Source organism: Haloferax sulfurifontis (assembly GCF_014635105.1).
Classification (GTDB): domain Archaea; phylum Halobacteriota; class Halobacteria; order Halobacteriales; family Haloferacaceae; genus Haloferax; species Haloferax denitrificans.
Map to the genome: position 1 here is coordinate 107,625 of NZ_BMCI01000005.1, position 22,656 is coordinate 130,280.

The following is a 22,656-nucleotide window of genomic DNA, read 5'->3' on the forward strand; positions in this document are numbered from 1 at the left end:
GCCGTCGCAGTGTCACTCGCTCAGAGTGGTGCTGTGGTCCAAAGCCTCGACGGCACCGTCCGAGAGGTGGAGCGCGTCGACGCCGGCGACCAGGTAGTCGACCCCCCAGTCGAGGCGGGTCGCCCGCTGGTCGGCGTCGGTCGCAAGGGTCCCGACCGCCACCCCGGCGTTGGACGCGGCCTCGACAACGCGGTCGACCGCTTCGAGGAAGTCTCCGTCGTCCCACTCTCCGAAGCGGTCCATCGACATCGAGAGGTCGACCGGTCCGATGAACACGCCGTCGATTCCATCGACCGCCGCGATGGCTTCGGCGTTCGCGACCGCACGCTCGGACTCCAGTTGAACGTACCTCACGACGGTCTCCTCCGCGGACTCGACGTGCTCGCCGAGCGCGCGTCCGTACCCCGTCGCGCGGCCGAGGCCGAGCCCTCGCGTTCCCGCCGGCGGATAGCGACTGGCGTCGACGACGGCCGCGGCCTGTTCCGCCGTCTCGACCATGGGAACGAGCACCCCGGTCGGGTCGAGGTCGAGCGTCCGTTTCAGCGTCGCGGGGTCGTCGTCCGGCACCCGGACGAGAGTTTCCGTCTCACCCGGTGCCGCGTCGACCGCGCGGACCATGTTCTCCATCGTCTCGTACGACATCGGCGTGTGTTCCGCGTCCAAGACGACGAAATCGTATCCGACGCCGGCGAGTAGCTCCGCGGTGCTTGGGTGGGGAATCACGGCCCACGTTCCGATCAGTTGGTCCGGCGACTGGCCGGCGCGTTTCAGCCCATCGTGTTCGACCATGTGAGCACTCTCGGATTTCGAGCAGGTATAGCTTCGCAATACTCGGGGGGGCAAGCGGTCGCCTCACGCCTCAGTCGCACAGGCGTAGCCGGCGTCTGCCGCGCTCGCTCGGAGCGACTCGCCCGCACTGACGAGGGCGCTCGCGTCTCCCGCGACGTTCCCCGATTCGACGCGGCTGGTTATCCGCGCGGCGACCCGGCACTCCGCGGCGTGCAGGTCGGCTTCGAGTGCGGCGACGCGTTCGCGCTCGCCCGTCGCCGACGCGTCTTCCCGGACCGCGCCGAGCTGTGTCGATACTGTCTCGGAGAGGAAGACCGCCTGTCGCCCGTGGGTGGTGAGCTTGTCCGCGTCGTCGCGGTCCCAGCCGATTTCGACCGCCTCTTCGCCGAGTGAGTCGACGAGGAACGCGGCCTTGTCGAGCGTGGCGTCGGTCGCGTCGTATCCGGGGGTTGCCACCGCGCGCGTATCGTAGCCGACGAGGACGACCCGTTCGGGTGCGCTGTAGGCGTCCGCCGGATAGGCCGCACCCACGACGCCGCCGGCACCGAAGACGAACACCACGACGAGGAAGAGCCCGAGGAACGCTCTGGGCGCTCCTCGAACTGGCTTGCGTGCGAAGAAGGGGTGCATTCGCGTCCGCTCCATCGTCAGCGACGCGACGCGCTCGACGAGCGCCGCCAGCGAGTGCGTGTTCTGCGACGCTCCCGTCACGACGAGGCGGCCGTCGCCGGCGACGCGAACGAACGAGTTGTGGAACCCGGTGTGACGAACGTTGAGGCCGCGCCCTTCACCGAATCTGTCGCGGCGACACTCGTCGTACTCGTCCGCCGCCTCGACGGCCGCTTCGATGTCGCTGAGTGCCCGCTCGGCGTCGCCCACCGTATCGGCCGAGACGAAGATGGAGTCGCGCTCGAAACTGAGTCCTGAGCCGTTTCGTCGGTACTCGGCGAGCCGTCGGAACGCGAACTTCGCGTGTGCGGCTACCAGCGGAATCGTCGGGAGGAGGGCGACGGCGGCGAGCGCCGTGACGTACCCGTCTCTCGAAGCGGGACCGAGGCCGTAGTGGAGGCCCACGAAGGCGAGCGCGACAGAGAGCGTCAGACAGCCACCGACGACGAACGCGCGGAGTTTGTTCATCTCATCACCCCCCGAGGAACGTCTGTTTGAGGCGACCGAAGAACCCGACTTTCCGCCGCTTACTCTCGGCTTCGAACACCGGCCCGAGTTTGGTGACGAGGTCCTCGTAACTCTCGAATCGGTCCACCTCGGCGTCTCCGAGTAGCTCTGCGAGCATGATGGAGTTCCCGTCAGCGTCCACCTGCACGTTCGCCAACGCGTGCTCGCGCTCTATCCGGCGAACTGAGACGGGGTACTCCCAGCCCGACTCCTCGACGAGAGCGTGAACCGCGTCCGGTCCGTGTGTCATGTTCGTTCGTCTGGTTTCTTCGACCATAAACCTTTCACGGAGTGGTCGGGTTTCGCGGCCGTCGATGGCGCGGATTCGTCGAGCAACGAGTCGACACACCGGTACCCCAGCCGACTCCCCGACGGGGACCGCACCTCCGAGAGGAGCGGGCGGGACCAGACGATCGTCTGGTTTCTCCCGAGGAGTTCACCGTTCGGCGTGGTCCCCCCGACGATGAGCGTGTACTGACCCCACCGTGTGGCCGTCTCGTTGCGCGGTGCAAACGCCGATGCAACCGACTGCGCGGCTCGACGCGACGGCCACAGACTGATTTCGAGTGTCAGCCTGTGACCGGACGGTGGCACGTACGTCACCGCATGCCGCGCGGTCGGGTTGCGGAGTCGGTCCGGTTCGGCGGTCGTGTCGGGCGTCGCCGGAATCTGCCGCCACCCGTCGAGTCCACCGGCGCTCGCCCCCGGCACGACGGCCGGGGCGAGCTCTGCTGGGCGAACGTCTCTCGGTGGAATGGGACACCCGAGGGCCGAGTACGAGATTGGCTCGACGTCGGAAGGCGCGTTCTCGGCGCCGTTTTCACTACCTTGGGCGCCGGTTTGGGACTCCGGTTGCCCCGTTGTCGCCGCGGCTCCCCCTTCGCGCTGGTCGCTCGTCGCAGCGGCGGGCGAATCCGTGACCGATGGCAAACCGCCATGAGTGAGGACCGCGCCGACGCTCGCGAAGAGGAGTACTACCACGACTGCGACGACCGCACCGCTCGTGGGCGTCGGCCACCAGTCGATGCCGCGCGCTTCGTCTGCGGAACCGAATCGCGGCGAGCAAAACCGGTCCGCCGAGGGACCGAGATAGTCCACGAGTATCTCGGCCGAGCGCTCTCTGTCGACCGCGTACCGAACGACATCGAGCACCTCGGCCGCGTCAACGACGTCCGGGTCGTCGGACAGTCGGGACGTGACGACGACATCGCCGGCGACCGTCGGCGGAGGGCGGTGACACACCACGAGGCGACGCATGGTGCGCCCGTCGTCGACAGCGACGGTGGTCCCCTCCCGCGTCACGGACCGGCCGCGTTCGACCCAGAGGTCAGACACGAGTCGGGCGAGCGTCTCCGCGTCGAGACGGCGCAGTCGCGCCGAGAACCGACGCGCGTCGTCATCGCGGTTCCCGGTGAGGCGGCGCATCGGACGATTAGAGGCGCGTTCTGATGTCTTCGACGACCGCTTCGGTGGTGGCTGACCCACCGAGGTCGGGGGTTCGCGGTGCGTCGGCGTCGGCGAGTTGCGACTCGACCGCGCGCCAGATGTCACGGGCGACCTCGCTCTCGCCGAGGTGGTCGAAGAGCATCGAAACCGAGAGGACAGTCGCGAGTGGGTTGGCGATTCCCCGCCCCGCGATGTCCGGGGCGCTCCCGTGGACCGGCTCGAACATCGACGGGGAGTGACCCTCGACGTTGATGTTCGCCGAGGGGGCCATCCCCATGCTCCCGCTGACGATGGCGCCGATGTCGGTGAGGATGTCGCCGAAGAGATTCGACGCCACGAGCACGTCGAACTCGTCCGGTCGACGGACGAGGTCCATCGACGCCGCGTCGACGAGCAGGCGTTCGACGGTCACGTCGGGATAGTCGGACGAGACCTCCTCGACGATTTCGTCCCAGAACACCATCCCGTGTGCCTGTGCGTTCGACTTCGTCACGTTCGTCAGCCGGCCCTCGCGCGACCGGGCCGCCTCGAACGCCGCACGGACGATTGTCTCGGTCCCTTGGCGGGTGTAGACGGCCGTCTGCACCGCGACTTCGTGCGGGTAGCCCCGATGTTCGTGACCACCCGCATCGGCGTACTCGCCTTCGGTGTTCTCCCGGTAGAGGACGAAGTCGATATCGCCCCCGTCGTATCCGCGGAGCGGGCTCTCGACGCCGTCGAAGAGCACCGAGGGGCGCTTGCAGACCTGCTGGTCGAACGCCTTTCTAATCGGAAGCATCATCCCGCGGAGCGTCACGTGGTCCGGGATGTCCGGGTGTCCGACGGCACCGAGGAGAATCGCATCGTACGTTTCGAGCGTCTCGATGGCGTCGTCCGGCATCATCGACTCCGATTCGAGGTAGCGTTCGCTCCCCCAGTCGTATCGCGTCGTTTCGAGTTCGAACCCGCCCGCGTGTGCGGCGTCGTCGAGGAGCGGCCGCGTCGCATCGATGACTTCGACGCCGATACCGTCCCCCGGAAGAATCGAGATGGAGTATGTCACACACGAACGTCGCCGAGTGAGAGCAAAAGCGTTCCCCCGCGGAGGGAAATCCGACGGCGTCGCTCCGGCGTGAGGCGGGTGGTCGCGGTCCGTTAGGCTTCCGATTCGATCATCTTCGGCGACGATTCCGCTCGTTCGTGCCCGTGGATCAGCGCTTCTTCGGTGTTGCGGTCGAACAGGTGGAGGTCGGCTTCGTCGAAGCTCACCGTGATGACGTCGCCCTCTTCGGGTTCGACTTCGGACGGGGCGCGGAGGCGACACTCTTTGCCCGCGACGTCGAGGTAGATGAAGTTGTCAGAGCCGATGACCTCGACGACGTCGACGGTCGCCTCGAAGGACCGTTCGTCGGGGGCCGACGGGTCGACGTTGAGGTTCTCCGGTCGGACGCTGAGGATGTATTCGCCCTCGCCGCCGACGAGGTCGACGAGCGAATCCGAGACGCTGTAGGTGAACCCGTTGCCGACGAGCGTTCCGGTCCCGTCGCTTGCGACTTCGAGGTCGACGTCGAAGAAGTTCATGCTCGGACTCCCGATGAAGTCGGCGACGAACGTGTTCGCCGGGCGGTAGTACACCTCCTTCGGCGAGCCGACCTGCTGAAGCTGTCCGTCGTTGAGGATGACGATTCGGTCGGCCATCGTCATCGCCTCTTCCTGGTCGTGGGTGACGTATATCGTCGTGATGCCGAGTTCGGAGTGGATGCGCGACAGCTCCGTCCGCATGTGTTTGCGGAGTTGGGCGTCGAGGTTGGAGAGGGGTTCGTCGAACAGGAACACCGCTGGTTCGCGGACGATAGCGCGACCGGTCGCGACGCGCTGTTGCTGGCCGCCCGAGAGGCTACCGGGCTTTTTGTCCAGCAGGTCCTCGATACCCATCATCTCCGCGGCCTCGACGACTCGCCGGTCGACCTCCTCGTCGTTGAGGTCGGTGCTCAGGCTGAGGCCGTACCCCATGTTGCCGCGAACGGTCTTGTGGGGGTACAGCGCGTACGACTGGAACACCATCGCGATGTCGCGGTCGCGGGGTGAGACGTTGTTTACCGGTTCGCCGTTGAGGCGAAGCTCCCCGTCGGTAATCGATTCGAGTCCGGCGAGCATTCGCAACGTCGTCGACTTCCCGCACCCCGACGGGCCGACGAAGACGACGAACTCACCGTCGGGGATGTCGAGCGACAGCTCCTCGACGGCGATGATTGGGCCGGACGTGTCTTCGAATACTTTCGTAATGTTGTCAAATTCAACGCGTGCCATGGTAACGTACTGTGTGATTGGTTTGTCGGTCTGTTATTTATGCGTGTCCCCGAAGTGGCGGACGGTGACCGCCACTGAACCCCGTCGCTTCAGGCACCTCCGAGGCCTTCTCCGACGTACCGCTGTGAGAGGCCGTAGAAGACGACCGGCGGTGCGACCAGTAGCACCACGGCCGCCATGAGGATGTTCCACTCGCGGAGCACGTCGCTCCCGAGGATGAAGTGAATCGCCACGGTTGCGGTTCGAACGTCTTCGTCGCTCGTGAGGACGAACACCCACAGGAAGTTGTTCCACGCCGTGAGGAACGAAAAGAGGGCGGCCGCGCCCACCGCGGGTGCCGAAAGCGGGAGGACGATGCGGAGGAACGCACCGATTTCCGTGTGCCCGTCGATGAGCGCCGCCTCCTCGATGTTCTCCGGGATGCCCTGTCTGAAAAAGCCCTGTAACAGCCAGATGGTCTGCGGCAGGACGAAGATAGACAGCGCGATGATGATGCCCGGCAGGGTGTTTATCAGTCCGAAGACGTAGAACACCTCGTACACCGGGATGGTGATGACTATCCACGGGAACATAATCGTGAACACGGCGGTGTAGAACAGGAGCTTCCGCCCGGGGAAGTCCAGCCGTGCGAACGCGTAGGCGCCCGGAATCGAGAACACCAACGAGATGAGCGTCGCCGATACCGACACGATGACGCTGTTCTGGAAGAACGTCACGAAGTCGAACTGGTTCCAGATGTCGGTGTACGCTGTGAGCGTCAGGGCGTCCAGCGCCGGGAGGTAGCCCGTCTCGGGGTTAATCGCGGCGAAGTTCGTCAAAAGCGACGTTCGGACGACCCAGAAGTACGGCGTCAACGCGAAGAGCGCGAAGACTCCGAGAGCGGCGTACAGCAGGTATCGACTGCGGCGAGTTTCGTTAATCATGGTTAGACGTACAGCTCCTCTTCGTCCTTGATGACGGTCACGTAGAAGATGGCCGCCGTCATGGAGACGAGAATCATGGCCATCCCGAGCGTGTACGCCCGCGAGAACTGCAGGTTGACGTACGCGGTCTCGTACGTGAGGATACTCATCAACATCGTCCGAGTCCCCGGTCCACCGCCGGTCAACTCGAACGGCTGTGCGAACTCCGCGACGTTCCACGCGGTGCGGAGCGCGAGGATTATAATCGTCGGCGTGACGAGGTGGGGTAGCGTCACGTCACGGAAGCGTCGGAGACGCCCCGCACCGGCCAGCGCCGCCGCCTCGTACTGCTCGCGGGGAATACCCACGATGGCGGCGGCGTAGATGATGCCGGCGTACCCGTAGTCGTGCCACGACTGGGCGACGATGAGGGAGACGTACGGCCAAATCCCGTCGGCGAGGAACGACGGCGCCTGAACGCCGAGGAAGTCCGAGATTATCATGGGGAGCATCCCGAAGTCGCTGTTCAGGAACCACATCCAGATGACACCTCCCGCGAGCGGCGCGGAGAAGTACGGGGACATGATAATCGCGCTCGTCCAGTCTCGCCACCGGCTTCGAAGTTCGCTCAACAGCAGGGCCGCGACGAGGCCGATGATCAGTTGCAGGAGCGTCGTCCCGAAGACGAAGGCCAACGTCCAACCGAACGCGAAGTGAAACAGGTCGTTCGTCAGGAGCCACGAGTAGTTTTCGAGACCGACGAAGCTACCGGCCTCGCCGAGTCGGGTGTTCGTGAACGTCAGGAAGACACCTCTGACGATGGGGTAGTAAAACAGGATTGTGAACATCACGAACGTCGGGACGATGAACAGGTAGCCAATCCAGTTCTCCCGGACCCGGTCCATGAGCGTGGTCTCCTCTAGCCCATACTTCTGTCTGATGTGTTGTGCGGTCTCTTGTGACATGGTATCGTTGTATTATAATATCGTATAAAAACGTTTGGGGTGCCCTGTCGAGGAGCCTCCCTCCGGCCTACTGTGCCAGGCGGTCCTGAATGCGCGAGCGGACGAGCGACGGCGTCTCCTCGATGGAGTGCTGTCCGGCGATGGCCTCGCTTATCGTCTCGTTGATGTCGGTCCACCGAATCGGGTCGGTGTCTCTGACGTCCCAGGACGCACCCGTCGTCGAGTACTGCTTGCCGTAGGTGTCGGCGTTCTTGTAGGCCTGCTCGGTGCTCTGTGCGAGTTCGTACTCGTCGAGAATCTTCTGCAGTTTGGGCTGGAGTCCGGGGAGCGACTCGTAGTGTTCGCCCCACGCGGGCAGGACGAACTCGTCGTCGCCGAGGAGGAACATGTTGAGGTCCCACGCGGCGTTCTGTTCCGCGTCGCTCGCGTTGAACAGCGTCTGTTGCTGTTCGAGCGCCCACATGTGGCCGCCGTGTTCGCCCTCGACGCCCTCCAGTTCGCTGATGCCGAAGTTGCTACCGAACTCAGCGTCGACCTTCGGGTGCGGAAGGAGCATGAAGTCGCCCTCGCCGTCGTTCCAGCCGAACTGGACGTCCTCTTTGATGGCGCGCCAGCGGTTCGCCGTCGGGACGGCGTAGTTGAACGACGCGACCTTGCCGGTCAGCATGAGAGACGGAATCTCCTCGTCACCGCGCTGGGCGGACTCCGAACTGCTGAACTCGTGGGCCATCTTGACGCAGGTCTTGATCATGCCGTCGGTCTTGCCCTGGTCTTCGTGGTCCTCGTTGGCGACGACGATAGTCGGGTTCTCCGGGTCGTCGCTCTGACGCATCCACGGGTCGGTACCGCCGGTGTACGCGGTCCGCGCGTACCCCCAGTAGGATTCGAGGTCGCCGGGGACGCCGGTTTCCTCGTAGGCGATGGCGTCGGTCTGCTCGTCGATTCGACGGACCGCGTCGAGGAAGCCGCTCCACGTCGAGAGCTCCGAGGCTGGGTCGCTGACGCCGACTTGGCTGAACAGTTTCGGACTGATTCCGAGGTTACTGTTCGTGTGGCGCATCCCGCCCGCGGACCAGTACTCACCGCGGTACTTCGCGGAGTCGAGGTTCGCCGCCGTGTAGTCTCCGGGGAGTCGGTCCGTCCCCTCGATGAAGGGAGAGTGGTCGGGCACCTTCCCGTCGAGGTAGAACTGGAGCCCACCACCGCCGGACTCGGCCATCGTCGGCGGGTTCCCGCTCGACACCGTCGAGGCGAGCTTCGACCGAATGTCCCCGTAGGACGCCGTCTGCATCTTCACCGTCACGTTACCCTGCTGTTCTTCGAAGGTGCTGAGCGACTCCTGGAAGTGCGACTTAATCGAAGAGTTCTCGGCCGCCTGTGCGTTCAGGTAGTCGATGGTAATGCTCTCGGAACCGCTGGAGTCGGACCCCGAGTCCGTGTTCGAGTCTGATCCAGAGTCCGTGTTCGAGTCGGACCCGCTATCGTCGGTGTTCTCTCCGCCGCCACCAGTACAACCCGCGAGCGCACCGAGTGCCCCGACAGTCGACGCGGCCGCCGCCGACTGCATGAATCGTCGTCTCGATGGCTGGTTGTCGGTCTCGTTGCTGGCGTCTTCACTACGTTCACCACTGCCCGTGCCACTACGTGACATTGTGGTAAGGTCAACATACAGGAAGGGCTTAAATGTTTCCCCATTATTGCCGAATTATCATATACAATCCGAGAATGCCATTGTGTGTCAGTCCCGTACACTTATGATGAGTGACCGTCGACAGGACGATTATGGACTCCGACGCACGGCACGCGCTCCTCGCCGACGTCGACCGCGTGTGCGACCTCGTGGGGACGACGCTGGGGCCGTTCGGGACGAACAAACTCGTCGTCGAATCGGGCGGGCGTGTGACCACGACCGCTTCGAGTACCCTGCTCCTCGAACGCCTCGAACTCGACGACCCCGCGACGACCCTTCTCCGGGACGCGGCGACCGACTTCCGTGACGAGTGGGGAGACGGCTCGACTCGGATGGTGCTGTTGACGGGTGCACTGCTCAGCCAAGCGGACGACCTCATCGAACGGGGACTTCACCCGACGACCGTCGCACGCGGGTACAGAGACGCGTTCGACATCGCCAGCGAACGACTCGACGCGCGTGCCCGCCCGCTCTCACTCGTCGGTGCCGAGCGGGTTGCGGAGACCGCACTCACGGGGACGCGGAACCCGGCCACTCGCCGACGTGTGAGCGAAGCCATCGCGAGCGCCGTCACGAACGCGGCGGCCGACGACTCCGTCGACGGCGGTCGGACGAACGTCGACGTGGTCGCGCGAATCGGCGGCGTCGGCGACACCGAACTCGTCGACGGCGTCGTCATCGAGACGCCACCGGTCTCGGATGCGATGCCCCGTCGACAACGAGACGCGGGCGTCGCGCTCCTCTCGTCGACGGTGGACGTCCCCCGACTGGGCGGGGCCACCGACTCGTCCAAGCAGTCGATTTCCCTCGACGTGGAGTCGTTCGAAGACCGGGCGGACGTCGGTGCGTACGAGCGCGACGAGTTCCGACGGATGCTGTCGAACGCCGCCGACGCCGGGTGTCGGTTCATCGCGACGCAGGGCGCAGTCAACGACCGCGTGAAGACGCGGGTGGCGGACGCGGGAATCACCGCTATCGAGCGCGTCGACGACGACATGCGGCGTCTCGTTCGCAACACCGGTGGGCGGGTCGTCCCCACGCTCGAAGACGTGACGCCCGAGACGATGGGAGCCGCCGACGTGGGGTTCGAGCGACTCGCCGGACGGGAGTTCGTCACCGTCGAAGGGACCGCCGAGCGGATGTACACGCTCCTGTGTCGGGCACCCGACCCGCGGTCGGTCTCGGCGTTCGAAGCCAGTGCAACGAGCGCGATTAGCGCGACGTTTCAGGCGCTCGCCGACGAGCGGGTCGTCCCCGGAGGCGGGGCGACGGAAATCGACCTCGAACGGTCGGTTCGGGAGGCCGCACGCGGGACCGCGAGCCGCGAACAGCTCGCGATGGAGGGGTTCGCTCGCGCGCTCACGGAAATCCCGCGAGGGTTGGCCGCCAGCGCGGGACTCGACGGGTGGACGAGCGTGCTCCGCCTGCGCGTCGCCCACACGGAGGGCCGCTCGTCGATGGGCGTCGACGCGCTCTCGGGCGAGATTCGGGACGTTCTCGACGCCGACCCGGTCGTCGAACCCCGTCGCCTCCAGCGTGCTATCCTCGGCGCGGCGACCGACCTCGCGGTCCAACTCATCCGAATCGACGGCCAGCTTTCCGCGTCGAACCTCGCGGACGACGAACCGTCGCCGCCGGTGCAGTAACCGAACGGTCGGTCGTCACTATCTCTGTTCTGCGGGAGTTTGAAAATCGCGTTCGAGCTAGTCGTGTTCTATCTGCGGGTCGAGTTCGTCTAAATCGAGACCGGGCGAGACGACGGCGTCGATGGTCGAGAGCTGTTCCGACGTCGCCACGGCGCTGTCGAGCGCCTGTGAGAAGACTCGGCGGGGTTCGACGACGCCGAGTTCCCACGCGTCGGCCGGTTCACCTCGTGTAACGTCGAGACCGACCGGTGCCGGGTCGGCCGCCGCGTCGGCGTGTGCGGTTCGAACGGCCGCGACGACTTCGAGCGGGTCGTCGCCGGCGTTACGGGCGAGCGTCTGCACGAGCGATTCGCACACGTCGGCGAACGCCTCGATTGCGAGTTGCTCTTTCCCCCGGACGCCGCCCGCGAACCGTCGGAGGTCCCGAGCGACCGCGAGCGGCGCCGCGCCAGCGCCCGGGAGGACCTGTCCGTCCAGCGCCGCAATCGCCGTCGTCTCGACGGCGTCTTCGACGAGTCGCTCGTGAGCCGTCCGCCCCTGTTCGGTCGGTGTCCCGACGATGACGGTGAACACCGACCCCTCGCACTCCCCGATGGTCGTCCACTTCTCGTCACCGACTCGTCGCTCGGTCACGCGCCCCGCCCGTCCGAGCTTCGAGGCGTCGAGGTCGGAGACGTGGCCGACGACCTGTGCGCCCGTCGCACGGGCGACGCGGTGGATGTCAGATTTCGGGTACTGCGCGCGGTCGACGACCGCGACGCCCCGCGATTCGAGCGCGGTCTTGACCGCATCGTCGAGTTCGGCGCGCACGACGAGCACGTCGACACCGAGGTCGGCCACGCTCGCCGCAACGTCGTCTATCGCGTCGGTGCGCGCCGCCGTGTAGGCCGCCACCGACCCCGCAGAGCCGAGCGAGACGGCCGCGCCGCCGCTTCCGAAGTTTGTCGCCGTCGCTTCGACATCGATGTCGCGTTCGAGGACGGCGATTCTGGCGTCCGACAGAACACCCTCGACTGACGGTGTCCAGTCGAACGAGAGCCGGCTCTTCTCGCTCGTCTCGTGTGCACCCGGTCGCCGCCGAATGACGTGACCGCGGACGAGTTCGACCCCGTCACCTGCGCGCGTTCGCACGCTGACGTCGTCGGTGTCGAACCACTGTCCCTCTGTCGACCCCGCGAGTTCGGCGACCGCCGTCGAGACGACGTCCGCGTACGCGTCTCGACGGGACGGCGAGAGGTCGGTCGTCATCGACGTCTCGGCGACCTCGCGAAGGCGGTCGCGGTCGGTGGGGGATATCGGGCGGGCGAGGTCGTCGAGCACCTCGCCCGCACGGTTCGCCGCCATCGCGTATCCGACAGTCAGCGTGCCCTCGTGAAGGCCCGTCTCGGCGAGTCGCGCGCCCTCGTCGACGAGGCCGGCGGCGAGGAGTGCGGCGGTCGTGGTCCCGTCGTGGAGTCCGCGCCGGACGGAGTCGAGTCCGTCGACGAACAGCGCGGCAATCGGGTGAACGAACCCGTCACCGCGTTCGATTGCGTCGAGGAGTCGACCCGCGTCGGCAGTCACGACGGTCTCGGGCACCTGTTGCCCGTCGACCGTCTGCACGAGCGATGTGGACCCCTGGGGGCCGTAGGTCGAAGCGAGGAGAGACTCGACCGCACGGGTCGCTCCGACGACGTACGCTCGTGCCGCCTCGTCGCGGGCGAGCCAGTCGCCCGTCTCCGCGTTCGTATCGTGAGCCATAGTGTGCCGCAACGTACCACAGTATATAAATCTATGTTCTGTTCTCCGACTCTCACCTCGACAACCAAATGACCGAGAGGTGAATCGAGGGGGGCGAGACCACACGCTGTCCGGTTCGTTGGCGTCCGAAGCGCGAGAATCTCCCGCACCACCCGCCCTCCTTCTAGAGGGCCCGGTTGACGAAACGGCGGGCACCACACGGAGCCAAATCCGCACCCATACCCGTTCGCGAAATTCGTGCGACAGTATCGAACAGGGGCCGGCCGTGGAATCGAACGCCGTTGATTCGGTCAGTCGACGGTCCGCCGAAAACCGCCGGACTGCTCCGCTAGTCGTTACTCGAAAAGACGCGTTGGACTCGGTCGAACGGCGATTCGGAGTCGCCTCCACGGAACCGTCTTCATCGGTCCTGCCAACGGCCGTTTATCCATGGTGAACGTGAGAATCGTCGACGTCTGAGTGAGATTGACGGCGACGCGCCGATTGCGAGACCAAAATATGTGTACGTTCAGTGGGTTTCTTCGCGACCCGACCATGAACTATAATTATAAACTCGAAGCACACAGTGCAATCGTTCATGGACTTGGACTGCCCTCGCAATAATTGCCTCAAAGTTGTAGATTACACTCATAGAACTGTAAAGGAGAATTTGGAACGCCGCTCAAGCCACGTAGAACCGCCTCAGAAGAACGAATCGTGATTCTGTGCGACGATAGTAAACAGGAGCCGTGAGACGGATTCGGCAGGGCGGGCGCTGGGACCATCTGATTCCGCGGTCGCGGGGGCGGTCATCGGCCGCCGACCGGTGTCGACGGCTCACCGAAGTCGTGCGGTTCGAGCGTCGTTCTCTCAGAAGGCGAACGCACGGTGCATTTCGGGAGACCGGGAGCCGGTGACGTGAGAGCATTTATTAGGTGCCCCTGTGTGAGCCGACGTATGGCACCGACTATCACGAAGATAGAGTCGACAGAGTTCAGTTACACGCTCGACGACGTCGGGACGGACGGACACGGGTTCAATCTCGTCTACGACCCCGGAGAAACGACCGAGCGGAAACTGTTCGCGTTACAGATTCACACCGACGAGGGAATCACCGGCGAGTACATCGGTGGGAACTCGCCGGGCGCGGCGCAGATTAACACGTTCGCGGACTACCTCGTCGGGAAGAACCCCCTCGAACGAGAGCGTCACTGGAGCGAGATAAAGCGGGCGCTCCGGAAGTACGACCGGATGGGAATCGGCCCGGTCGACATCGCGCTGTGGGACTTCGCCGGGAAGTACTACGACGCGCCAATCCACGAACTCCTCGGGACGTACCGGACACGGCTTCCCACGTACGCGTCGACGTATCACGGCGACGATGCGGGCGGTCTCGACTCCCCCGAGGCCTACGCCGACTTCGCCGAGGAGTGTCGCGACGCCGGGTTCCCCGGGTTCAAGATTCACGGCTGGGGCGGGGGCGACGACGCACGGGACGTGCGCCGAGAGGTCGAGACGGTCCGGGCGGTGGGCGAACGCGTCGGCGACGAGATGGACCTGATGGTCGACCCCGCGTGCGAACTGGCGACGTTCGCCGACGCGTTGAAAGTCGGCCGCGCGTGCGACGAGTACGACTACCTCTGGCTCGAAGACCCCTATCGGGACGGCGGCATCTCCCAGCACGGCCACCAGAAGCTCCGCGAACTCATCGACACGCCGCTCCTCCAGACCGAGCACGTCCGCGGGCTCGAACCGCACACCGACTTCGTCGCCAGCGGGGCGACCGACTTCGTCCGCGCGGACCCCGAGTACGACGGCGGTATCACCGGCGCGATGAAAATCGTCCGCGTCGCCGAGGGCTTCGGCCTCGACGTGGAGTTCCACGCGCCCGGCCCCGCACAGAGACAGTGCATGGCGGCCGCCCGGAACGCGAACTACTACGAACTCGCGCTCGTCCACCCGCTCGCAAACAACACCCAGCCCCCTGTCTACCGCGGTGACTACTCGGATATGTTCGATACCATCGACGAACGCGGAACCGTTCCCGTCCCGGACGGGCCGGGCCTCGGCGTCGACTACGACTGGGAGTACGTCGAAGCGAACGCGACCGGCAGTGTCCACAGCTACGAGTAATCATGACCTACAGGGCCGGAATCATCGGAACCGGGGGCATCGCTGGCATGGGAATCCTCGGGATGCACGACGAGTCGCAAATCGGGAAAGCGAAAGTGCGTGCGAGTCACGCCGGGGGGTACGACGAGACCGAGGACATCGAACTCGTCGCGGTAGCCGACGTCGACGAGACGAAACTCGACCGCTTCGGCGAGGCGTGGGACGTCCCCGAGGAAGGGCGGTACCTCGGTCACGAAGCTATGCTGGCGAACGAAGACCTCGACGTGGTCTCCGTCTGTACGCCCTCGTACCTCCACGCCGACCACGTCATCGACGCGGCCCGCTCGGCGGCCGACCCCGAGGCCATCTGGTGTGAAAAACCGATCGCGTCGGCCGTCTCCGACGCGGAGGAGATGGTCGCCGTCTGCGACGAGACGGACACCGAACTCGTCGTGAACCACTCGTTTCGGTTCACCGACAAGCTTCGCCGCCTACGCGACCACCTCGTCGAAGACGGACTTCTCGGCGACGTCCGCTCGGTGGCGACGCAGTTCCGTATGGAACTCATGCGTAACTCCACCCACCTCCTCGACACGCTGGTCTACCTGCTCGACGCCCGCGCCGACCGGGTCGCCGGCTACATCAACGGGGAGAACGAGGCCGTCGACTCGCTCGACGCGGCGGCCGACGTCGACGACGCTGGCGGTGGGGGATTCGTCGTCATGGACGACGACACGTTCGTCACCGTCGACTGTACCATCCCGCGCGAGATTTCGTCGATGACGCTCCAGTTCATCGGCACCGAGGGGAAACTGTACATGAACAACGACGACGGGGAGTGGCGGTACTGGCGTCTCGAAGACGGAGAGCACGTCGAGACCGACCTCCCCGGTATCGACGGTGCGTGGACCTGGGACGAAGACTACCGCAACGCGTTCCCGAACGCGGCGAGACACATCGAGGCGATGCTCCGCGGCGACGCGGAGAACCCATCGACGGGCGAGGAGGCGACGCGGTCGCTGGAGATTATCGTCGCGCTGTACGTCTCCGAGTACACGGGCGGGCAGGTGAGCGTTCCCCTCGAACGACCCCTGCGCGACGTCGAAATCACGTCGTGGTGAGCGCCGGTTCGGCAGGGTTCGTCGTCGTCGCCGTCGCCATCGCCGTCGTCGATATCAGCGGTGACGGCTGACGTCGGCGGCCACCCGAATCGCATCGACCATGCTCGTCTCGCTGGCGACCCCCTGGCCGGCGATGTCGAAGGCGGTTCCGTGGTCCACGCTGGTCCGGATGATGGGCAACCCGATAGTCATGTTGACGCCGCTGACGCCACCCGCCGCGTCGAAGCCGAGCATCTTCAACGGAATGTGACCCTGGTCGTGGTACATCGAGACGACGCAGTCGAACTCGCCTCGAGCGGCGCGGACGTACACGGTGTCGGGGCTTATCGGTCCGGTCGCGTCGATGCCGTCTGCGACGGCACGCTCGACCGCGGGCGCGATCTCGTCGTCGTCCTCGTCGCCGAGGAGGCCGCCGTCGCCGGCGTGCGGGTTCAACCCGGCGACGGCGACGCGGGGGGAGTCGATACCGAGGTTCCGGAGCGCGTCGTCGGTCACGCGGACGGTTTCGAGGACGTTCTCCGTCGTCACGAGGTCGCACGCCTCTCGGAGCGGGACGTGCGTGCTGACGTGAGTCACGCGCAGGTCGTCTTCGATGAGCATCATCGAGTAGTTCTCCGTGCCGGTCCGCGCGGCGAGGAGCCCGGTATGACCCGCGTGTTCGCTTCCCGCCAGCCGCGTCGCCTGCTTGTTGATGGGGGCGGTGACGATTGCGTCTATCTCCCCTTCGACCGCGAGGTCGATGGCGCGTTCGACGTATTCGAGACTCGCGGCACCGTACTCCTCGCGGAGTTCGCCGTGGACGAGGTCGTCGACGTTGTCGCAATCGAGGACAGACAGCGCGGTCGGGTCGTCCTCGACTGCGTCGACGGAATCGACCGCGCACATCTCGAACTCCGCGTCGCAGGCGTCTCTCGCTCGTCGCATCACGCCGAGGTCGCCGACGACGACCACGCGCGCGAACTCCGTCACGGACGGGAACGCCTTGACGGCGACTTCAGAACCGATACCCGCGGGGTCGCCCATCGTCACGGCAATCAGGGGCTTACTCGTACGCATCGTCCCCACCCAAACGGGCGATGCACTTACGTATTGCCCCGGGAGTCCCGAACGCGCCGGCCTTCGTCACGACCGGGGTGCCGTCGGCGACGCCGCCCGACAGACGGCCGAGCGGAATGCCCTCCTCGACGGCCGTCCCGGAGAGGACCACGCCGGCCGCGTCCAGCGATTCGAAGACGTCGGCGGCGACCGCACCGCCGGTCACGAACACCGACTCCGGTGCCGGGGGTCCCCCGACCCAGAGCCGTTCGACGGTCGAACCCAGCGTCTCGGCCACCCGAGCGCGGACCGTCTGGTCGTCGATGCCGAGCCGTCGGCCCGCGTCGAGCGCGCGGCGCGGGGCGTCTTCGTCAGGCGCGGAGACCAGCACCGCGACGCCGCGGTCCGCGAGGCGTGACGAACAGGCCGCCGCGGCCTCGGCACTCGCACCGGCCGGGTCTTCAACGGCCGCATCGAGGTCCAGCGAGACGACCGGCTCCGCGGGGAGCCCGTCGAGTTGGTCGAGCGTGGTCGGGTTCGTGCTCCCGACGACACACAGGACCGTTCGGTCTCGCGTGGGGACCGACGCCGGCCCGGCACCGCGGGGGGGCGGCGTCTCGACGTACCTCGCGAGCCCCGCGCTCCCGACGTAGACGACGTTCAATCCCGAGCGCGCCGCGCCGTCCGCGAGGGCTTCGAGATGCCGCTCGTGCGACGCGTCGGCGACGACGATTCCGCGACCCGTCCGAGCCCGGTCCCGTAACGCGTCCGCGACGGCCGCCGGCCCCGTTGCCACGCGGTTCACCGGCAGACGAGAGACGGAGTAGGACGACGCGGAGTACCGCGTGGGGAGGTGCGACGTCTCGACGGGCTTGTCCGGGTCGTTGCCGGCGGCGGTCTCCGCGACCGGGACGCCGTCGACGAGATGGTAGCCCTCGACGGTCGTCCGCCCGTTTCTCGGGGAGGCGGGTGCGACGAGCGCGAGGTCGGCCGCCGTCGCGTCGAGGACGGCGTCGGTCTCTCCCACGAGGTTCCCCCTGAGCGTCGAATCGACCTTCTTGTAGACGAACGAGTGGTCGTCGGTTCCGACGACGTCGTGGACTGCCGCCGCCGCGCTCGACGGGTCGGCGTATCGACTGTCCGTATCGACGACCCGGACGTCCGTGTCGGCACTCGGCGTGTCCGACGGCGCGGTCGACGCCGAGACGAGCGTTCGGAGCCCGCGAGCGGCGAACTCGTGGCCCGTGTCCGTCGCCCCGGTGAGGTCGTCTGCGATGACGAGTCCGGACGAAAGCATGTACGTGGAGACGGAGAGACTACTACTAAAATCCCACCCCCATCGGCGAAAAGACTAACACGGTACTTGCCATGAACTGTGAACATGGGACATTCGTTCGAAGGATACCGACGGTCGAACGGCCGGGTCGGTGTCCGAAATCACGTCGCCGTCATTCCAACGTCAGTCGCGGCGTCTTCGGTCGCTTCCGCGGTCGCAGACGAGGCGGGGGCGTGGGCACGGGCGACGCCGCACCAACTCGGAACGAGCCAGCCCGACCCGGCACGGCGACAGACCGAGCGCGTCCTCGTTGGAATCGGTCGAAACCCGAACGTCGGCGCGGCGCTCGTCGTCGAACTCGGGACCGAAGACATCGACGCCGAAACGGTTGCGGACGACATCGCGGCAACGGGCAAGGCGACGGAGACGCTCACCATCAGAGAGGCCGGCGGAACCGCGAACGCGCTTTCGGAAGGCGCGGACCGTCTCGACCGACTGAAAGCGGAAGCGGACCGCGCGAGGCGCGAAGACGCCGACGTCTCCGAACTCGTCTTCGGGGTCGAATGCGGCGGGAGCGACGCGACGAGCGGAATCGCCGCCAACCCCGCCGTCGGCGCCGCGTGCGACCGCCTCGTCGAGGCGGGCGGGACCGCCTCGTTCAGCGAGACGCCGGAGTTCATCGGCGCGGAGCACATCCTCGCCGGCCGATGCGTCTCCGAGGAGACGCGGGAGCGTATCCTCGAACGCGTCGAGGCGCGCGAGGGGATGGCCGAGTTGATGGGCGTCGACCTCCGCGGTGCACAGCCGACGCCCGGAAATCAGGAGGGCGGACTCACCACTATCGAAGAAAAGAGCCTCGGAGCCATCTCCAAAGGGGGGACGACGCCGATTCGCGGCATCGTCGACTACGGCGACGAACTGCCGACGAACGGCGGGCTCGTCCTCATGGACACGCCGGGGTACGACGTCGAGAGCGTCGTCGGGAAGGTCGCTGGCGGGGCGCAGGTCGTCGCGTTCACGACCGGTCGGGGAAGCACGACCGGAAACCCGCTCGCGCCCGTCATCAAGGTGACCGGAAACCCCAAGACGTGGGACCGGATGTCGAACAACATCGACGTGAACGCGGGGACGGTGTTCGACGGCGAGTCGATAGACTCGGTCGGTGCCCGCATCTTCGAGACGCTCGTCGAGGTGGCGAACGGCCGCCGCACGGAGGCCGAGCACCGCCGGTTGGAGGAGTTCGCGATAAACGAGATTCAACCCGAGGAGCTGACCGTGGAGGTGGACGGATGAAGGGCCGCGTCTTGGACGGCGCGCTCCTTCGACTGAGCACGTCCGACAACGTCGGAACGACGGTCGACGACCTCGAATCGGGAACCGAAATCGACGCCGACGGCCGAACCGTCGTCCTCGCGGAGGACGTCCCGTTCGGGCACAAGGTCGCGCTCGAACCGGTTGACTCGGGCGGCGAAGTCCGAAAGTACGGCGAGGTCATCGGAACGGCGACGCAGGCGATAGAGGTCGGCGAGTGGGTCCACACCCACAACTGCGAGAGTACGCGCGGTCGCGGTGACCGGGCGGCCGCGAGAGGTGAGTCCGCATGAGCACGCCGAGCGCGTCCGGTCGGACGTTCGAGGGGACGCCGCGAGCGGACGGAACGGTCGGTGTCCGAGACAACGTCTTGGTCCTCCCGTCGGTCATCTGTTCACACTTCGTCGCCGAACGAATCGCCGAGCGCGTCGACGACGCCGTGGCGACCCCGCACGACCACGGCTGTGCCCAGCTCGGGGCCGACAACGAGCAGACCCGGCGGACGTTCCTCTCGATGGCGCAGAACCCGAACGTCGCCGGAACGGTCGTGGTCGGACTCGGCTGTGAGGAAGTCCAGAGCGCCGAGGTGGCGACCGCGCTCGAATCCCGCGACGTCGCCGTCCGCGAACTGTCCATTCAGGGTGTCGGCGGAACCGACGAGTGCATCGAACGGGGAGTCGAAGCCGCGACCGAACTCGTCCAGTCGCGGCGCACGTCGCAGACGGTCGCCGACCTCAGCGACCTGACGCTCGGCGTCGTGTCGAGCGACCTCGACGCGTCCACGGTCGCGTCGGCCGACCCGCTCGTCGGCCGCGTCGCCGACGAAATCGTCGACGCCGGGGGTCGCGTGGTCGCCGCCGGCAACGAGCGGTTGGTCGCCAACCCGGACGGGGCGCGCGACGCCGCAATGGACGAGGCGCGGGATGCGATGGAGGCCCTTCTCGACAGACACGAGGGACACCCGGCCCGGGCGACCCGCGTCGGCCAGTTCGCGCGTGACCGCCCGTTCGAGGAGGTCACGCGAGCGTGGGGGAGAAACACCGTCTCAGAAGTGCTCCCGTACGGCGAGCGTGCGACCCTCTCGTCGGGCCTCGCCGCCGTCGACGCCCCGTCTCGGTTCGGCGAGGCGACGACTGCGCTCGCCGCGGCGGGGGCGAACGTCGTCGTGCACGTCACTGGCGACGGAATCCTCTCCGGGCACCCGCTCGTCCCGGTCGTCAAGGTGACCGGCGACCCGGGGACCGCGGCGGCGCTCCCGAACGACATCAGCCTCTCCGCGCGGCGTGCCGACCCGGACGACGTACTGGAGCGACTGGTCGACGTGGCGAACGGAACGGCGTGTCTCGCCGAAGAACACGGCTTGACGGAGTTCGCAATCACCCGCGTCGGCCCGTCGATGTGAACGGCGCGGCGGCTCGGGTGCGTTCGACGGGTGGACGCGCTCGCGAGAGAGAGCCGGCGGGCACGGCGGCCGGACGGGAGGGGAAACGAAGGGCGGTCGTGCGACGTTCGGTGAGAGACGCTTGTCGGCGCGCGGACCGCTATGAGTACGTCAGGTTGAGTTCGATGACGTTCGCGGCGCTCATGACCTGTTCCGGAATTTCCGATTCGAACCGTTCGCCCTTCATCCGACTCGTCGGGCCGGAGACGCTCACGGCACCGATGGCGTGGCCGTCGGGGTTCTTGATGGGCGCCGCGATACACCGAAGCCCAGAGAGGCGTTCTCCCTTGTCGTAGGCGTACCCCCGCTCGCGAACCGCCGCGAGCTCTTCTTCGAGCGCCTCGCGCGAGGTGATGGTCGTCGCCGTCTGTGCGGGGAGGCCCCAGCGCTCGATGATTTCGTCGACTCGCACCTCGGGGAGGTACGCGAGAATGGCCTTCCCGAGCGACGTACAGTGGAGCTTGACGCGCATCCCGGCGTGCGTGTCGAGCGAGACGGCCTGTTCGCCCTTCGAGCGGAAGAGGTAGACGCCCTCGCCGTGCTCTTCGACGAGCAGGTTCGCGAGCTCTCCCGTCTGTTCGGCGAGTCCTTTCACTTCGGGCTTCGCCACCTCGTACAGGGGCATCCGGTCGCGGGTGTGCTCGCCCAGACTGAGGAACTTGAGTCCGATGCAGTAACGCTCGTCGCGCTGGACGACGTATCCGTGTTCTCGGAGCGTCCGAAGGTGACTGTAGACCGTACTCTTCGGGAGGTCGAGTTCGGTGGCTAACTCTGTGACACCCGCCGACCCTCGTTCTTTCAACGCTTCGAGAATCTCGAGCGAGGTTCCCAACGCCCCGATCGTGTTTGCCATGTTCGTTCCCATGCTACCCACCTGTTGACATTCATCGTTAATAATTGTTGTTCACGATTGTCGTATGTCTGTTCGTCATCGCTAGGCGGTCGCGCCCGAAGTTGTCGAAGGCGAAACCGTTTTGCCGGGTGCGCGTGTCGCCGTTAGACATGCAACGCGTTAGATTTCGCGACCCAGCGGGGAGTGTCAGAACCGGCGAATGGACCGACGACGGTATCTCGTTCGGCGGCGAAACGTTCGACCCGGCGACCGTTGACGTCCTCCCGCCGTGCGAGCCGTCGAAAATCGTCTGCGTCGGCCTGAACTACGAAAAGCACGCCGAGGAGTCGGGGATGGACATCCCGGAGCGGCCCCTGCTGTTTCTCAAGCCGCCGAACGCGCTCGCTGCGCACGGAGACACGGTCACCCTCCCCGCCGGGAAACAGCGCGTCGATTACGAAGCCGAACTGGGCGTCGTCATCGGAGAGCAATGCCGGAACGTCGAACCGGACGACGCGATGGACGTGATTGCCGGCTTCACGTGTCTGAACGACATCTCGAACCGAGACGACCAAGAGGTCGAACAGAACTGGATTCGCGGCAAGGCGTTCGACAACAGCGCGCCGCTCGGACCCGTCGTCTCGACGCCCGACGAGGTCCCTGCCGACGCGCGCATCGAACTCAGAGTCAACGGCGAGACGAGACAGGACTCCTCGCGGGCAGACTTCATCTTCACGATTCCAGAACTCGTCGCGGAGATTACGTCGTACATGACGCTCGAACCGGGAGACGTCATCTCCACGGGGACCCCCGAAGGCGTCGGCCCGCTCTCCGACGGCGACCGTGTCGAAGTCGATATCGAGGGGATTCGGACGCTGGAACACACCGTCCGGGCCGACTGACCGA

Annotated in this window: 20 protein-coding genes; 8 read left to right on the top strand and 12 right to left on the bottom strand. The window is 66.1% G+C overall.

All coding sequences use genetic code 11. The features are described from left to right. Nucleotides 1-12: 12 nt before the first annotated feature. The 3 genes from IEV64_RS14110 to IEV64_RS14120 form a co-directional block, all read right to left on the bottom strand. Nucleotides 13-789, bottom strand: a complete 777-nt coding sequence (locus IEV64_RS14110; protein WP_188424169.1) for an HpcH/HpaI aldolase family protein — start codon at nucleotides 787-789, stop codon at nucleotides 13-15. 63 nt (nucleotides 790-852) lie between these two features. Beyond that, nucleotides 853-1,926, bottom strand: a complete 1,074-nt coding sequence (locus IEV64_RS14115) for a hypothetical protein (protein WP_188424170.1) — start codon at nucleotides 1,924-1,926, stop codon at nucleotides 853-855. 4 nt (nucleotides 1,927-1,930) lie between these two features. Then, nucleotides 1,931-2,215 carry a hypothetical protein gene (locus IEV64_RS14120; protein ID WP_007274310.1) on the bottom strand — a complete coding sequence of 95 codons (285 nt, stop codon included), beginning with the start codon at nucleotides 2,213-2,215 and terminating at the stop codon, nucleotides 1,931-1,933. 686 nt (nucleotides 2,216-2,901) lie between these two features. Between IEV64_RS14120 and IEV64_RS14125 the strand changes: the two genes are divergently transcribed. Continuing rightward, on the top strand, nucleotides 2,902-3,414 hold the full coding sequence (locus IEV64_RS14125) for a hypothetical protein (protein ID WP_188424171.1): 513 nt from the start codon (nucleotides 2,902-2,904) through the stop codon (nucleotides 3,412-3,414). Here IEV64_RS14125 and IEV64_RS14130 read toward each other — a convergent pair. From IEV64_RS14130 to IEV64_RS14150, 5 genes are all read right to left on the bottom strand, one after another. Next, nucleotides 3,398-4,453, bottom strand: a complete 1,056-nt coding sequence (locus IEV64_RS14130; protein WP_188424172.1) for an isocitrate/isopropylmalate dehydrogenase family protein — start codon at nucleotides 4,451-4,453, stop codon at nucleotides 3,398-3,400. The two genes, IEV64_RS14125 and IEV64_RS14130, sit on opposite strands and share 17 nt — an antisense overlap. A 92-nt stretch (nucleotides 4,454-4,545) precedes the next feature. Further along, nucleotides 4,546-5,700, bottom strand: coding sequence for an ABC transporter ATP-binding protein (locus IEV64_RS14135; protein WP_004968623.1), 1,155 nt, complete (start codon nucleotides 5,698-5,700; stop codon nucleotides 4,546-4,548). 89 nt (nucleotides 5,701-5,789) lie between these two features. Beyond that, on the bottom strand, nucleotides 5,790-6,623 hold the full coding sequence (locus IEV64_RS14140; protein WP_004968622.1) for a carbohydrate ABC transporter permease: 834 nt from the start codon (nucleotides 6,621-6,623) through the stop codon (nucleotides 5,790-5,792). A 2-nt stretch (nucleotides 6,624-6,625) separates the two neighbouring features. Next, nucleotides 6,626-7,567: a carbohydrate ABC transporter permease gene (locus tag IEV64_RS14145; protein ID WP_229722645.1), complete on the bottom strand. Its 942-nt coding sequence runs from the start codon at nucleotides 7,565-7,567 to the stop codon at nucleotides 6,626-6,628. A gap of 67 nt (nucleotides 7,568-7,634) precedes the next feature. Continuing rightward, nucleotides 7,635-9,218: an ABC transporter substrate-binding protein gene (locus IEV64_RS14150; RefSeq protein ID WP_229722648.1), complete on the bottom strand. Its 1,584-nt coding sequence runs from the start codon at nucleotides 9,216-9,218 to the stop codon at nucleotides 7,635-7,637. A 131-nt stretch (nucleotides 9,219-9,349) separates the two neighbouring features. Between IEV64_RS14150 and IEV64_RS14155 the strand changes: the two genes are divergently transcribed. Continuing rightward, nucleotides 9,350-10,903 (top strand): TCP-1/cpn60 chaperonin family protein, encoded by a 1,554-nt coding sequence (locus tag IEV64_RS14155; protein ID WP_188424173.1) that lies wholly within the window; start codon nucleotides 9,350-9,352, stop codon nucleotides 10,901-10,903. Between the two features lie 57 nt (nucleotides 10,904-10,960). Here the strand turns inward: IEV64_RS14155 and IEV64_RS14160 are convergent, their stop codons facing one another. Beyond that, complete coding sequence (locus IEV64_RS14160) at nucleotides 10,961-12,643, bottom strand: TCP-1/cpn60 chaperonin family protein (RefSeq protein ID WP_188424174.1); 1,683 nt, start codon at nucleotides 12,641-12,643, stop codon at nucleotides 10,961-10,963. Between the two features lie 936 nt (nucleotides 12,644-13,579). Between IEV64_RS14160 and IEV64_RS14165 the strand changes: the two genes are divergently transcribed. Together IEV64_RS14165 and IEV64_RS14170 are read left to right on the top strand one after the other, a co-directional pair. After that, on the top strand, nucleotides 13,580-14,755 hold the full coding sequence (locus tag IEV64_RS14165) for an enolase C-terminal domain-like protein (protein WP_007274304.1): 1,176 nt from the start codon (nucleotides 13,580-13,582) through the stop codon (nucleotides 14,753-14,755). A 2-nt stretch (nucleotides 14,756-14,757) separates the two neighbouring features. After that, on the top strand, nucleotides 14,758-15,855 hold the full coding sequence (locus IEV64_RS14170) for a Gfo/Idh/MocA family protein (protein ID WP_188424175.1): 1,098 nt from the start codon (nucleotides 14,758-14,760) through the stop codon (nucleotides 15,853-15,855). A 54-nt stretch (nucleotides 15,856-15,909) separates the two neighbouring features. Here the strand turns inward: IEV64_RS14170 and pdxA are convergent, their stop codons facing one another. Together pdxA and IEV64_RS14180 are read right to left on the bottom strand one after the other, a co-directional pair. Then, the gene (gene pdxA, locus IEV64_RS14175; protein WP_229722650.1) at nucleotides 15,910-16,911 is read right to left on the bottom strand and encodes a 4-hydroxythreonine-4-phosphate dehydrogenase PdxA; all 1,002 of its coding nucleotides are present in this window, start codon (nucleotides 16,909-16,911) and stop codon (nucleotides 15,910-15,912) included. After that, on the bottom strand, nucleotides 16,898-18,187 hold the full coding sequence (locus IEV64_RS14180; RefSeq protein ID WP_188424176.1) for a four-carbon acid sugar kinase family protein: 1,290 nt from the start codon (nucleotides 18,185-18,187) through the stop codon (nucleotides 16,898-16,900). Before IEV64_RS14180 ends, pdxA begins: the two co-directional genes overlap by 14 nt. A gap of 84 nt (nucleotides 18,188-18,271) precedes the next feature. Here IEV64_RS14180 and IEV64_RS14185 point away from each other — a divergent pair, with 84 nt between their 5' ends. The 3 genes from IEV64_RS14185 to IEV64_RS14195 are packed head-to-tail and all read left to right on the top strand — an operon-like array spanning nucleotide 18,272 to nucleotide 20,879. Next, nucleotides 18,272-19,459 carry a UxaA family hydrolase gene (locus IEV64_RS14185; RefSeq protein WP_188424177.1) on the top strand — a complete coding sequence of 396 codons (1,188 nt, stop codon included), beginning with the start codon at nucleotides 18,272-18,274 and terminating at the stop codon, nucleotides 19,457-19,459. Then, entirely contained in the window at nucleotides 19,456-19,770 is a 315-nt protein-coding gene (locus IEV64_RS14190; protein WP_188424178.1) for a UxaA family hydrolase, read from the top strand. Before IEV64_RS14185 ends, IEV64_RS14190 begins: the two co-directional genes overlap by 4 nt. Next, on the top strand, nucleotides 19,767-20,879 hold the full coding sequence (locus tag IEV64_RS14195) for a UxaA family hydrolase (RefSeq protein ID WP_007274298.1): 1,113 nt from the start codon (nucleotides 19,767-19,769) through the stop codon (nucleotides 20,877-20,879). Before IEV64_RS14190 ends, IEV64_RS14195 begins: the two co-directional genes overlap by 4 nt. Before the next feature lie 139 nt (nucleotides 20,880-21,018). Here the strand turns inward: IEV64_RS14195 and IEV64_RS14200 are convergent, their stop codons facing one another. After that, nucleotides 21,019-21,783 (bottom strand): IclR family transcriptional regulator, encoded by a 765-nt coding sequence (locus tag IEV64_RS14200; protein ID WP_188424179.1) that lies wholly within the window; start codon nucleotides 21,781-21,783, stop codon nucleotides 21,019-21,021. A 137-nt stretch (nucleotides 21,784-21,920) separates the two neighbouring features. Between IEV64_RS14200 and IEV64_RS14205 the strand changes: the two genes are divergently transcribed. Then, entirely contained in the window at nucleotides 21,921-22,652 is a 732-nt protein-coding gene (locus IEV64_RS14205; protein WP_004968610.1) for a fumarylacetoacetate hydrolase family protein, read from the top strand. The last annotated feature ends 4 nt before the right edge of the window (nucleotides 22,653-22,656 follow it).